Source organism: Micromonospora sp. NPDC048868 (genome assembly GCF_043198195.1).
Lineage (GTDB): Bacteria > Actinomycetota > Actinomycetes > Mycobacteriales > Micromonosporaceae > Micromonospora > Micromonospora reichwaldensis.
Genome location: NZ_JBICUN010000016.1, coordinates 133,744 through 146,683, shown reverse-complemented (window position 1 = coordinate 146,683; position 12,940 = coordinate 133,744). Strand labels below are relative to the sequence as shown.

Genomic DNA, 12,940 nt, shown 5'->3' with positions numbered 1-12,940 from the left:
GGGCGGTGACATGCGCATTCGAACGGGTGTACGATCGGTCGTCCCGGTCGGATCGGGCAGACTCTTCGCGGCTTGTCGCAAACAGTGGGTGCCCGTACGCTTTGGAACTGCCCGGCATCGAGATGGCGAAGCCTGGAGGGAGGGCCGAAGCGGGAGAATCCGCCCAAAGCCCACCACCCTCCGTGGTGGGTAACGAACGCAGGGTCGCCGACGCTGCGCACAGGGAGCACCGTTCCCGCCAGGCATGTCTACTGCACCACCGCGGCGCCGCCGGCCGCGACTTGGGGAGGTTCCAGTGATCGCCATCGAGCTGATGGAGACGGCGACGTCCGCCGCCGCCCACACGCTCTCCGCCCTGGCGTCGACTCCACTCGCCGAGCCTGCGCCCAAGGGCATCGACACCGAGGGTGTCGTCACGTTCTTCGCCAGCAAGATCGCTCCGATCCTGCTGGCCGTGCTGGGCGTCATCTTCATCGGGCGCGCCAGCCGGGGTGAGATCTCCAAGGTCCTCACCAGCTCGGCGATCGCGATCGTCGGGCTCGCCTTCATCGCCGGAGCCGCCACACTCTTCTTCATCGGCGACTACCTGATCGACCTGATCTTCGAATAGGCGCGGGCACGAGATGCGGCTGCGCACCGACGACGACATCTACCGGGCTCGCCTGGTCTACCTCGGGCCGCCCGGCTACACCCTTCCCGTCCACCTGCCGTACGCCCAGTACGGGCTGTTCATGCTGCTCGTTCCCCTCTACATGTTCATCCACTGGCTGTTCACGTTGCAGGTCGAGCTCTTCCCCGCCTGGGAGATCGCGCTCGCCATCGTGAGCACCTCGTTCATCTTCCGGTACGTCGATCCGGACCGGCCCGCGCGCATGGTGATCCGCACCGCGCTGACCGACTGGCGACGGACCCGGGAGCCGGCCGCGGAGCAGCGGGACCCCCGCCTGGTCGGCAGTCGGATCAGGATCCGGGAGGAACTGGCATGACCGGTCGCACCCCGACCAGGCAGTCGAACGACGCGGATGAGGCGGTCGCATGAATCGCAGTTCCACGCCGGGTTCCCCGGCAGGGCGTCCAGCCGCCCCGCACGGTAACCGTGCGCGGTCGTTCAACTACCCTGATGATCCCGAGACGGACGAGGTCACCCTCGACCCGGCCCTGGTGACGACACCCGGGCACGGTGGCGTGGGCGTCTTCCAGGCCCCCCGTCCGGCGCCACGTCGGACGCCGCCGCCGGCCGAGCCGCAACCCGCCGACAGCGCCGACATCGACTCGCCCTTCCTCGACCTGTTCGGCGGTACGCGCCCCGGCGCGACCCGGCCGACGGCGCCCCCGCAGCGGGCCGGCGGGCGGGAGCAACCCGCCATCGGCCAGCAGCCGCCCGCCGCCGCGCCGGCGGCGCTCCCGCCGGCTCCCGCCCCCCTTCCGCCGCCCCCACGCGCGGGTCACGGGGCCGACGCCCACCGGACCGGTCACCCGGCCGACGCGGCTCCCCGGACCGGCCAGCCGGCCCACCGGACGGCCCCGGGGGTGACGGCCGCCGACCAGCCCCCGGCCGACGCGTACGAGCCGCCCGCCCGACCGGTCCGGTCCCGGGTGCCGCACCAGTCCGGGGACCGGCTGCCCACGCTCCGCCCACCGGCGGAGGCGGAGGACGTGCCGGCCGTCGCGGCGGCGCCGCCGGCGTCCCACCCGGCGCCCCGCCAGCACGCGGCACCGCTCGACCCGCCCGCGCCGGACCCGGCGTCCGAGCCGACGTCCCGCCGCACCGGGGAGCGCCCGCCGGAGCGGGCCGGCCGCGAGGTGGCGCCGCCGCGCCAGCGCTCCGCCGGCCGGCGCGGCCAGCCCGTCAAGCCCACCAAGCCCACCCGGGTCAAGCCACCGAAGATCAAGTTCGGCGACCGGGACCCGGCGGTCGAGCTGGCCATCACCGAGATCGCCGGCCACCTGACCTTCACCCCCAACACCGTCACCGCCTGGTACTGGCTGCCCGAGGTGCGCTGGGCGTTCCGCCCCGATGCGGAACGGGAGGCGCTGCTCTCGGCGATCTCCGAGCAGTACGCCGGCCTGGCCGGCTTCCGCCTGCACCTGCGGCGCACCACGCGCCCCTTCCCGGCCGACGAGTGGGCCCGCACCATCGACGCGCACACCGCCGCGCCGCTGCCCGACGTGCCCGGCACCGCCGGCTGGGGCGACCACCTCGTGGCCGCGCAACGGCACCTGCTCTCGGTCAACCACGCCGAGGGGCAGACCTACCTCGGCGTCACCTTCGCCCGGCGCGCCCTCGGCGACTCGCTCACCGAGCGGCTGCTGCGCACCTTCGGCCGGGGCGTCGCCGAGGGCGAGCGCCGCAAGCTCGGCCGCACCGTCGAGCAGTTCGACGAGGTGCTGGGCGCGTTCGGCATGCGCGGCCGGCGGGTCACGGCACAGGAACTGGAATGGCTGCTCTACCGCTCGGTGGCGCTCTGCATGGCGCCGCCCGGTCAGCTCTCCCCGCTCACCGACGGGCAGTGGGAACGCGGCGACCTGCTCGCCCTCACCGAGCAGGTCGAGCGCTACCGCACCCCGTACGGCTCGACCGTCAAGCTGGTCAACCGGATGACCGGCGAGGAACGACACGTCGCCGTGCTCGCGGTCGGCCGGATGGAGCCCCTGGAGATCCCCGAGCGGCACGAGCCCTGGCTGCACTTCCACGAGCGGCTGCCATGGCCGATGGAGCTCTCCACCCGCGTCGACATCCTCGGCTCCGGCGACTCCTTCCGTAACCTGGAGCACCGGCTCCGGATGATCCGCTCCCAGCAGCTCGACTACGCGGAGCACGGCATCGACGCCCCGCCCGAGCTGGAGCGGCTGGCCAAGCGCGCCCTGGTCATCGGCGACGAGATGACCACCGGGCTGCCGGTCGACTCCGCCCGCGCGCACGGCTGGCACCGGATCGCCGTCGGCGGCCGCAACCGCGAGGAGTGCCTGGAGCGGGCCCGCCGGCTGATCCAGCTCTACTCCCGCGAGCTGCGGATCTCGCTGCAACACCCGAAGAACCAGGACTGGCTGGCCCGCGAGTTCATCCCCGGCGAGCCGATCGCCAACACCGGCTACGTCCGGCGGATGCCCGTCAACCTGCTCGCCGCCGCGCTCCCCCAGGCCGCCTCCACCGTCGGCGACCGGCGCGGCGACCTCATCGGGCGCACCGCCGGCACCTGCCGCCGGCCGGTCTTCCTCGACCTGCACTTCCCGATGGAAGTACGCGAACGCTCCGGGCTCGCCGTCTTCGTCGCCGAACCGGGCGGCGGCAAGTCCACCCTGCTCGGCGCGCTCGGCTACCTCGCGGCCCGACGCGGCGTCCAGGTGACGCTGCTCGACCCGTCCGGCCCGCTCGCCCGGCTCTGCGCCATGCCGGAGCTCCGGCCGTACGCGCGGGTGCTGAACCTGACCGGCTCCGAGCACGGCACCCTGGCCCCGTACTCGCTCATCCCGACGCCGCTGCGCAGCGAGTTCGGCACCGGGGCCTCAGGCGACCGGGAGTTCGAGATCGCGGTCTCCAACGCCCGCGCCGAGCGGCGGATGCTGGTGCAGGACATCTGCATGATGCTGGTGCCCCCACAGGTCGCCCGGGAGGCGTCCACCGCCACCCTCTTCCGGCACGCCGTACGCCAGGTGCCGGCGGAGGAGACCTCCACCCTGGACGACGTGGTCGCCTGCCTCAGCCAGCTCGACGACGACGCCGGCAAGGAACTGGCCAACCTGCTGCTCGACACCGCCGAGATGCCGCTGGCCATGCTCTTCTTCGGCCGCCCCCCGGAGGGGCTGCTCGGCGCGGACGCCGCCCTCACCGTGATCACCATGGCCGGGCTGCGACTGCCCGACCTGAAGATCGAGCGGGAGTACTGGTCCGCCGAGGAGGCGCTGGCCCTGCCGATGCTGCACACCGCACACCGGCTCGCCGTACGCCGCTGCTACGGCGGCTCGATGTCGTCGCGGAAGCTCGTCGGCCTGGACGAGGCGCACTTCATGGAGGGATGGCGCTCCGGACGGTCGTTCCTGGTCCGGCTCGCGCGCGACTCCCGCAAGTGGAACCTCGCCGCGCTGGTCGCCTCGCAGAACCCGCGGGACATCCTCGGCCTCGACGTGCAGAACCTGGTCTCGACAGTCTTCGTCGGCCGGATCGCCGAGGACGCGGAGATCGCCTCCGAAGCGCTCCGCCTGCTGCGGGTGCCGGTCAACGACGGCTACGAGGCCACCCTGGCCTCCCTCTCCACCGCCGACGCCACCAGTTCGAGCCGGCTCGGCTTCCGGGAATTCGTCATGCGGGACGTCGACGGCCGGGTGCAGAAGGTCCGGGTCGACGTCTCGTACGTCGACGGGCTGCTGGACCACCTCGACACCACCCCCGCCGCGATCGCCGCGGCGGCCGGAGTGCTGCCGGCCATCCTGCCGAACATGGAGGCGTGACATGGCGCGGGCCCGGGCACGTTTGGCGGCGTTCCTGCTCGCGCTCGGCGTACTCGCCGGGGCCACGATCGGCTGGCCGGCCGTCGGCGCCATGGCGGCCGCCCCCGCACCGCTGACCGCCCAGGCGAAGGCCGAGCTCTGCACCACGCCGGAGTGGCAGGCCGACTTCCGCGCCTGCGTCGCCAAACTGAAGGACGTGTCAGCAGCCCGGGCAGAGTGTCTTGAGCCACCAACGCCTGGCGCTCCCGATGCAGGTCTGGCCGGCTGGTTTGCCAGCTCGCCGCCCGAAGCAACTGCCGGCGTCACCGGCAGATACAGCCTCTATGGATACGCCGGGTACAGCTACACGACGTACGACATCGGTTGCGCCTCCACAGTCCTCCACCCGGATTACAAGTTCACGACCACTGTCGCAAACGGCGAATTCATGATTGCCACTGCGGTGATCGGCGCTTCCAACGCCCTGCGCGAACGCGCCTGGGATCCGCGCTCGATGTGGGGCTGGGCCGATCCGCTGGTGGACCAGGCGACCAAGGCCGTCTACCAGAAGGTGTTCAGTGTCTTCGGCATCGTCACCCTGTGCGTGGTCGGCCTGTACCTGCTCTGGCGCTCCCGCCAGTCGGACATGAGCAACGCGATGACCACGGCGGGCTGGGCCCTGCTGGTGATGGTGGCGGTGACCGCCCTGGCCGCCTGGCCAGTCAAGTCGGCCAACATCGCCGACGGCACCCTCGTCACCACCCTGGGCGTGGTCCACGACGCCGTGGGACCACAGATGAAGGAGCCTGGTCCCGGCCGGTGCATCGATCCCAACCCGGAACGGTGCAAGGACAACCGTAAGCCCGCCGTCCGAGCCAGCGACACCGCTACCGAGTCCATGCTGTACCGGAATTGGCTACGGGGGGTCCTTGGGTCAGCGGACAGCGAGACCGCTAAGAAATACGGTCAGGCCCTGTACGACGCCCGGTCGTTGACCTGGGGCGAGGCGCAGTCGATCCGCGCCAATCCGGCGACACGTCAAGCCACCATCGAGGCGAAGCAGCAGCAGTGGATGAAGGTTGCTGAGCAGATCAAGGAGGAAGACCCGGAGGCGTACGAGTACCTCCAGGGCGTCCGGGACATGGACCGGGTGGGCGCCGGATTCATCGCCGTACTGGCCGCGGTTCTCTTCGCGATGTTCGACCTGACCGCCTCGCTGCTCGTGCTGCTGGGCTTCCTGATCTTCCGCTGGGCGGTGATCGCCGCGCCGATCCTGGGCACGGTAGGCCTGATGCGCCCGGCCAGCGCCGGGTTGCGACGGTTGGCGAATGCGGTGGTCGCCGCCGTCTTCAACATCGCCATCTTCGGCACCGGCGCCGCCATCTATCTCTTCGCGGTCGACCTCATCATGAGCACACCGACCCTGCCTGGCTGGCTCCAAGTGGTGCTGGTCTGGCTCTGCGGGGTGGTCGGCTGGCTGCTGCTGCGTCCCTACCGACGGATCACCCAGCTCGGTGGCAAGGACAGCAGCGAGGCGGTCAGCTCGGCCGGCTCGTGGCACCGGCGATTCTTCCGGGACATGCGCACCGCCGCCCGGCTCGACGTCGCTGAACCCGGCGGCACGGCCGAGCCGGCGCTGGGCCGGCGTCGGGCCGTCGTGGCGGAGCGATCCACCCTCCGGCCCGAGGCCCGGCGGGAGGATCCGGCGCATGCCGCCACCCGCGGCGGGCCTACCGGCAACCCCGGTGGGAAGGAGCGGCAGCGGCCCGACGGCCGCGAGTCGGCCGCCGAGAAAGGGACGCCCTCCGAGGAGAGGGAGCCCTCCCGCCCGGCCGCCCCTCGACCCCGGCGGCGGCAGCCGGCCACCTGGACGGAGCCGGACGTGCCGGACGAGAACCCCGCGTTCGTCATCTACCGTCCCGGGTCTAAGGAACGCGAGCCTGACCGGCCCACTCCCCGGATCCGCTCAGAGGCGCGGTGAGCGCGGTGCGGCGGGCGATCGAATTCCTGGTGACCCGGGTCCTCCGGTCCCGGTTCGGCGTCGCGATCGGCATCGCCGTACTCGTGTTCGGGATCATCGGTGCGGCGCGGCTGGTCTCCGGGCCCGGTGACCCCACCTCCGGGCTCAGCAACCGCCCCAGCCAACCGATCACCACGGTCGACCCGACCGCCGGCGACGACGGGGCCTTCTCCACGGGCGCTCCCCCCTCCCCCGTCACCCGCCCCGGCAAACTGACGCCGGAGCAGACCGCCGAACGCTTCGTCGCCGCCTGGCTCGGCAAGCCGGGCAACACGGCGGAGCAGTGGCAGGAGGGCCTACGTCCCCTCTCCACCCCGGTGCTGACCGACAAGTTGGCCGGCGCCGACCCGTCCGGGGTGCCGACCGGTCAGGTCGACGGCGACGTCACTCTCCGGCCCCGGGCCGAGAACTTCGTCGAGGTGCTGGTTCCGCTCGACACGGGTCAGCTCCGCCTCGAACTGGTGGCGCCCGACGGGCGGTGGCTGGTTGATGCCGTGGACTGGGAGCAGAAATGAGCGACGGGACGCGACCGCGCGGTCGACAGCTCCGACTCGGCGCACTGGCCGCCGCGTTGACGGCAACGCTCGCCCTGCTCTGCTGCACCGGCGGTGCGGGGGCCTTCTTCCTCACGGAACTGGGCGGCGAGGCGGGCAGCGGTATGACGTTCGCCAGTCAGGACTGTAAGGAGGAATCCCAGGTAAACGTAGTGGGCGACATGCCTCGGATATCCCAGTACGGCGAGCGTCAGCTCCGCAATGCCGCGAGGATCATCAAGGTGGGGCAGGAGATGAAGGTGCCGCCCCGCGGGTGGGTAATCGCTGTGGCGACCGCCATGCAGGAATCCAGACTTCTCAACCTGGCTAACCGGACCGTCGCCGAGTCCGGGAATCTGCCGAACGAAGGAATTGGCGCCGACCACGACTCGGTCGGTCTCTTTCAGCAGCGAGCCGGCTGGGGCACCGTGGCACAGCGGATGACGCCTGAATACGCCTCCCGGAAGTTCTACGAGAAGCTGGTCAAGGTGCAGGGCTGGGAGACGATGCCGCTCACCCGGGCCGCGCAGGCCGTGCAGATCAGCGCCTTTCCGGACGCGTACGCCAAACACGAGGACGTGGCCAGCCAGATCGTCAACGCGCTGGCCGGCGGAGCTGCCCGGATCGCGCTGATCGACGGTAGGAAGGCCTGCGACCGCGCCGCCGGAGGACAGATCGCTGCCTCCGGCTGGACGGCTCCCATCCCCGGCGGCGTCGGCTCGGGCTTCCGCACCGCGAGCCGGCCCCGACACAACGGGGTCGACATCGCCGCGCCGAAGGGCACCGATATCCGGGTAGCGGCCACCGGACGCGTCCTGATCTCCCGGTGCGACCCGGACAAGAGCGGCCGGCGCACCTGTAACGTCGACGGCTGGCCGAACAAGGGCGGCTGTGGCTGGTTCGTCGACGTCCTGCATGCCGGTGGATTCATCACCCGCTACTGCCACATGGTCAGCAAGCCCCGAGTCAAGGTCGGCCAACTCGTCGAGGCCGGTACGGTCATCGGCGAGGTGGGCAGCAGCGGCAACTCCTCCGGCCCGCACCTGCACTTCGAGGTGCACGAGGATGAGGACCGGAGCAGCCGCGGCGCCATCGATCCGGTGCCTTTCATGCGCTCACGTGGCGCGCCGCTCAAGGGCGCGGGATGAGACGCTCGCCGTCATGAGCGACCCGCTTCCCGACCCGTTCGCCGACCATCCGGACTGGGCGCCCCGACCGCCCCGCCCGATCGAGATCGTGCCGGCCACCGGGCGCGTCGAGCTCCGCGGGCAGCGCGTGCTGGTCGGCCTGCCCGGACTCGGCTGGCGCGGTGACCTCCGCGCCGACGACCGGGTGGTGCAGGGCAGCCGGACCTACGTGCCGGTCATCCCCGAACACGAGTGGTACCGGGCGGAGTCCGACCAGGTGGAGGTCTTCGCGCCGCTGGTCCCGGTCGAGCGGGTGTGGGTGGAGACGGTGGGAGCCCGGCGACCGGACGCGTCGGCGGGTCGCGAGACGGGCGTCCGCCTGGTCTCGCTGGACGCCCCGCCGCACCGCGCCCCGACCCCGGTCTTCGAGTCGCACGCCGTCACGGGTCGCCGGGTGGTGCACGTGGTGGATTCCGTCGAACACCGGGACCTGCGAGCCGTCACCGAGACCTACTCCGGCGCGGAAGGCGACATCTGCGTCCGGGTTGCGCCGGAGGTGGAGTGGTACCGCTGGGCCTGGCGGGGCCAGTCACCCACCACACTGGAGGTTCCTGTGCACCTGCTTTGGATTGAGTGAGGACTCACCTCTCCGGCGCTCCGGCGCAGACCCGCCACCCGTCTCTGTCCTGCGCCTCGAAGCGCCAAGGGTCGGTCAGGCTCTGTTGCACCCCGTCTACGGTGGCGCTACGACGAATGACGGCCGTTACCGTGGCCGCTGATGAGCCGTTCATGGCCACTACAATGTTCTCGATATTGATCGAGAAGCTTGTACCGAGTTCCCGTTCGCGTCGCTCGACCTGGGTCCGCAGATCCTCGATCGGCTGTAGTGGGCCGGTGCAGGTGAAGAGTCGCGCTCGGTTCTGGTCACGCGAAACAAGCGCGGCCTGCAAGTAACTGACGACAGCAACGTCCGGCGACCCGCGATCGGGGGCGGCGGCCCTGTTGTAGAGCACGAATCCGGCGGCCACTCCGCCGAGGCAGAGTGCCGCGACGACGCTCGCGACCACGGTGACCACGGTGCGCAGCCGCCGCCGTGGCCGCTCCGGCACCGGGGCCGGCGAGGGCGGTGCCAAGTGGTCGGAGGGGGGCCGTTGCGCCGGTACGCGGGAGACCTGGGAACCGGCGGGGGGCTGCACTGATTCCACCCTCTGAGGCTAGCGGCTGGACGCGGTAGACCCAATGCCCCAGATCCAGCGGATCGTGACGCACCACTCCCCATCGGTGAGATCCACGACATCCCCGGCGCAGTGCCGCCGCGCATCCCGGACGAGTCGGCCCGACTGGGTTACGGTCTCTGCGCGGGGAGGGGTTGTCGACCTCGGGCGGAGGGGGTGGACGCGGTGGCCGGTCCGAAGGCACGCACCAACCGCGCCGCCGCACTGCACCGGCGGGCTGCCGCCACTGCCACCGCCGCCGCGAGCGTCCTTGACGACACCCGGCCCGTTCCCGCCGACCAGCGCCGCCAGTACGAACTCGCCGACCGCCTCCGTTCGGCGGCGGCGGTGCTGGCTCCCGGCTGGGCGGGCGCTCCCCTGGAGATGGTGGCACCGGCCACACCAGCCGGTGAGGGGCCGCCTCCCTTCGTCCGGATCGGTACGGCGGCGCCGCTGGACGACGCCCGGTTCCCCGCGTTGGTGCCGTTGCTCGGCACGGGTCACCTCTCGGTGGACGTGGACGCCCGGGATCCCCGGGTGGCGGGGCTGCTGCGGGGCGTACTGCTGCGGCTGTTGGCGGCGACCCCGGCCGGGGCGCTGCTGGTCCGCGCGGTGGACGCCACCGGCTCGGCCCTCGCGCCGTTCGCGCCGCTCGCGGACGCGGGCCTGCTACCGCCCCCGGCGGTGGACGTGGCCGGGCTGCGGGCCGTGCTCACCGAGGCGGAGCAGTGGGTGGCGCCGGGGGCGAGCGGGCGACGCCGGCACGACCGGACGCTGCTGCTGGTGATCGCCGCGCTGCCCGAGTCGACCGGCCCCACCGACCTGGCCCGGATCGAGGCCCTGGCCGAGCCGGGCCGGTCCGCAGGGCTGCACCTCCTGGTGGCGGGCTGGCCCCCGGCGGGCGACCGGGAGCCGCTGCCGCGGGCGACGACGTTGGCGGTCCGGACCGCGTACGCGCTGCTGGGTGATCCGCCGGGCGGTTCGTTCGCCGGCCCGGGCGCCGAGCCGCCGGGCGGGCTGAACTCGCCTGTCTTCATCGAGGCGGATCCGCCGGCCGAACTCGTCGACGCGGTCTGCCACCGGCTGGCCGCGCAGGTGGAGGCGGGTTCCCGGCTGGCGCTGACCGACCTGCTGCCGGCGGCCGACGAGGAGCTGTGGACGGCGAGCGGGGTGGGCGGGCTGACCACGACCGTCGGGGACGCCGGTGGCCGTCCCGTGTCGCTCGGCTTCACGGAGCTGACGCCGCACTGGCTGATCAGCGGCCGCTCGGGGACGGGTCGCTCCACGTTCCTCACCACCGCGCTGCTCGGCCTGACCGCCAGGTACGGCCCCGACGAGCTGGCTCTCTACCTGGCGGATCTCGCCGACGCCGAGTCCTTCGTGGAGTTCCTCCAGACCGAGCGGGACCGGTCGTGGATCCCGCAGGTGCGGGCCGCCGCGATGGCCGCCGACCGGGAGTACGTGCTGAGCCTGCTGGACGAGCTCGTGGCGGAGGTGCGCCGGCGCGAGGAGGCGGGCGCCCGGGCCGGCGGGCAGCGCTTCGCCGAGCTGCGACAGCACCGGGCCATGCCCCGGATCGTGTGTGTGCTCGACAATCTCCCGTTGCTCTTCGCCGAGCGGGACCGGCTGGCCGCCGACGCCGCCGCCCGGCTGGACGCGCTGGCCCGCACCGGGCGCGCGTACGGGGTGCACCTGGTGCTGGCCGGCGAGGGCGACCTGGGGTTGGGCTCGCGTACGGACCGGGATTCGGTGCTGGGGCAGTTCCCGGTGCGGGTGGCGCTGCCCGGTGGGGGCGCCGTGCTGGAGCCGACGAACGACTCTGCCGCCGGGCTGCCGGTGGGCAGCGCGGTGGTGAACACCGCCGGCGGGCTCGGCGGGCCCCGGGGCGCGATCCGGGGGCACGAGCGGATGGTCCGGTTCCCGGATCCGCAGGACCACCCCGACACGGTGGAGGCGCTGCGGCAGCGGCTCTGGTCGGCCCGCCCGGAGGGGGCCACCCCGCCGGTGGTCTTCGCCGGCTACGCCCGCCCGCTGCTGCGCAACGATCCCCGGCACCGGGCCGCGCTCGCCGGGCAGGCGCCCGGTCCCGCCGCCCTGCTGGGCCGGGCGGTGGACGTGCCCCGGAGCACCGTCGCGGTGTCGCTCGGGCCGGCCCCGGGGCGGAACCTGGCCGTGCTCGGTCCCGGCCCGGAGGCGGCCCGGCTGCTGGTCACCGCGGCGCGCAGCGTGGCGGTGCACCACGCGCCGGGGGCCGCCCGCTTCGTGCTCGCCGCGCCGGACGAGGAGTGCCGGCCGGTGGCCGAGGCGTTGGCGACCGAGCTGGCCGGGCGGCATCCGGTGGACATGGTGGACCTGGCCGGCCTGCTCGCCGCCGTGGACGACGCCGTGCCGGCCTACCTGGTGGTCTTCGGGCTGGACGTGCCGACCCCGGAGCAGCTGCCCCCGGAGCGGCTGCGCGCGCTGCTGCGGGAGGGGCCGCCCGCCGGCCGGCACCTGCTGGGCCGCTGGCGGACGGTGCCGTCGTTCGCGGCGCTGCTCGAACCCGAGGGCGAGGTGGACAAGCTCGCCGCCGTGGCCGTGGTGGACCTGCCGGGTGCGCAGCTGACGTCGGTCTTCGGGCGGCAGGTGCAGTGGCGGCCCCGCCCCGGCCGGGCGGTGCTCTGGGACGGTCCCGGCGAGCAGGGCACCGTGCTGGTCCCGTTCGGCGAGGAGGGGGAGCCCGGATGACCCGAGGCGGGGCAGGGACCACGACGGGGCACGCCGCGCCGGGGCGGCAGCGTTCCGGCGCCGACCCGACGTCGGAACGCGCCGACACTGCCGGGCAGGCGGAGAACGTCGGGGGCGTCGACCCGGTGCGGGCCGCGTGGACCGAGTACCTCGCCGCCGCCCGCCAGCTCGACGGGGTACGCCGCGACGCGGCCACCGCCGCCGGCGAGCAGGCCCGGTCGGTGCAGGCCGCCCGCGAGGAGCTGACCGCCGTACGCACCCGGCTGGCGTCGCAGGAGGCCCGGCTGCACGAGCGGGGCGTACCCCCGATCTCGCTGGTCCCGACGCCGCCGGAGCTGACCGAGGCGACCCGGGCGATGGCGGGCGGGCCGGCGGCGGTGCTGGCCGCTCTGCGCACCGCCCGGGGCCGGGCGGACGCCGCGGACGCGACGCTCGCCGCGCGTGGGCTGCCCCGCCTGGCCGCCTGGCCGCCGCACCTGCGGAACCTGCTGGTGTACGGGCCGCTGGCGCTGCTGGTGCCGGCGATCCAGCTGGTGTTGTTCGTGGCGACCGGCACCGGGGCGGCGAGCGTGGCCGCGCTGGTCTGCGGGCTGCCGATGCCGGCGGTTGCGTTCGTGGCGGGCTGGATCGGCGTCGGGCGGCTCTTTCCGCCGCCGGCGGGCGGCCGGGTGGAGCGCACGGCCCGGCTCGGCGCCCTGGTGTGCCTGGTCCCGGCGGTGCTGGTCAGCGCGGGCCTGTTGCTCGCGATGCTGGCCGGCTGAGCGGCGCCCCACCTCCCGGGCCCGCACCTCCCAGGCCCCCGCGTCACCGACCGCGCCTCCCAGGTACCCGTCTGCCAGGCCCACGTCGGCGGGCTGACGCGCGACGGCCGGCCGACCCGGGTGTGGGTTT

The 12,940-nt window shown here is 73.4% G+C and carries 10 protein-coding genes; 9 read left to right on the top strand and 1 reads right to left on the bottom strand.

Annotated features, from left to right (window positions below; translation table 11 throughout):
* Nucleotides 1-295 precede the first annotated feature (295 nt).
* From ACGFNF_RS23195 to ACGFNF_RS23165, 7 genes are read left to right on the top strand one after another with little or no spacing between them, the layout of a single operon-like run.
* On the top strand, nt 296-610 hold the full coding sequence (locus ACGFNF_RS23195) for a hypothetical protein (RefSeq protein ID WP_121401588.1): 315 nt from the start codon (nt 296-298) through the stop codon (nt 608-610).
* Between the two features lie 13 nt (nt 611-623).
* Entirely contained in the window at nt 624-986 is a 363-nt protein-coding gene (locus ACGFNF_RS23190) for a hypothetical protein (RefSeq protein ID WP_089003089.1), read from the top strand.
* Nucleotides 987-1,035: 49 nt separating this feature from the next.
* Nucleotides 1,036-4,449 (top strand): ATP-binding protein, encoded by a 3,414-nt coding sequence (locus ACGFNF_RS23185; RefSeq protein ID WP_393170561.1) that lies wholly within the window; start codon nt 1,036-1,038, stop codon nt 4,447-4,449.
* 1 nt (nt 4,450) lies between these two features.
* Nucleotides 4,451-6,409 carry an MFS transporter gene (locus ACGFNF_RS23180; protein WP_357577924.1) on the top strand — a complete coding sequence of 653 codons (1,959 nt, stop codon included), beginning with the start codon at nt 4,451-4,453 and terminating at the stop codon, nt 6,407-6,409.
* Nucleotides 6,406-6,963: a hypothetical protein gene (locus tag ACGFNF_RS23175; protein ID WP_357577925.1), complete on the top strand. Its 558-nt coding sequence runs from the start codon at nt 6,406-6,408 to the stop codon at nt 6,961-6,963. The genes ACGFNF_RS23180 and ACGFNF_RS23175 overlap by 4 nt, the downstream gene beginning before the upstream one ends.
* Entirely contained in the window at nt 6,960-8,129 is a 1,170-nt protein-coding gene (locus tag ACGFNF_RS23170; RefSeq protein WP_357577926.1) for a M23 family metallopeptidase, read from the top strand. Before ACGFNF_RS23175 ends, ACGFNF_RS23170 begins: the two co-directional genes overlap by 4 nt.
* A 13-nt stretch (nt 8,130-8,142) precedes the next feature.
* Nucleotides 8,143-8,745, top strand: coding sequence for a hypothetical protein (locus ACGFNF_RS23165; protein ID WP_357577927.1), 603 nt, complete (start codon nt 8,143-8,145; stop codon nt 8,743-8,745).
* 4 nt (nt 8,746-8,749) lie between these two features.
* On the opposite strand, the gene ACGFNF_RS23160 is transcribed toward ACGFNF_RS23165, so the two are convergent.
* Nucleotides 8,750-9,175: a hypothetical protein gene (locus tag ACGFNF_RS23160; RefSeq protein WP_393170558.1), complete on the bottom strand. Its 426-nt coding sequence runs from the start codon at nt 9,173-9,175 to the stop codon at nt 8,750-8,752.
* A 324-nt stretch (nt 9,176-9,499) separates the two neighbouring features.
* Between ACGFNF_RS23160 and ACGFNF_RS23155 the strand changes: the two genes are divergently transcribed.
* The gene (locus tag ACGFNF_RS23155) at nt 9,500-12,049 is read left to right on the top strand and encodes an FtsK/SpoIIIE domain-containing protein (RefSeq protein WP_357577929.1); all 2,550 of its coding nucleotides are present in this window, start codon (nt 9,500-9,502) and stop codon (nt 12,047-12,049) included.
* The gene (locus ACGFNF_RS23150; RefSeq protein WP_357577930.1) at nt 12,046-12,810 is read left to right on the top strand and encodes a hypothetical protein; all 765 of its coding nucleotides are present in this window, start codon (nt 12,046-12,048) and stop codon (nt 12,808-12,810) included. The genes ACGFNF_RS23155 and ACGFNF_RS23150 overlap by 4 nt, the downstream gene beginning before the upstream one ends.
* The last annotated feature ends 130 nt before the right edge of the window (nt 12,811-12,940 follow it).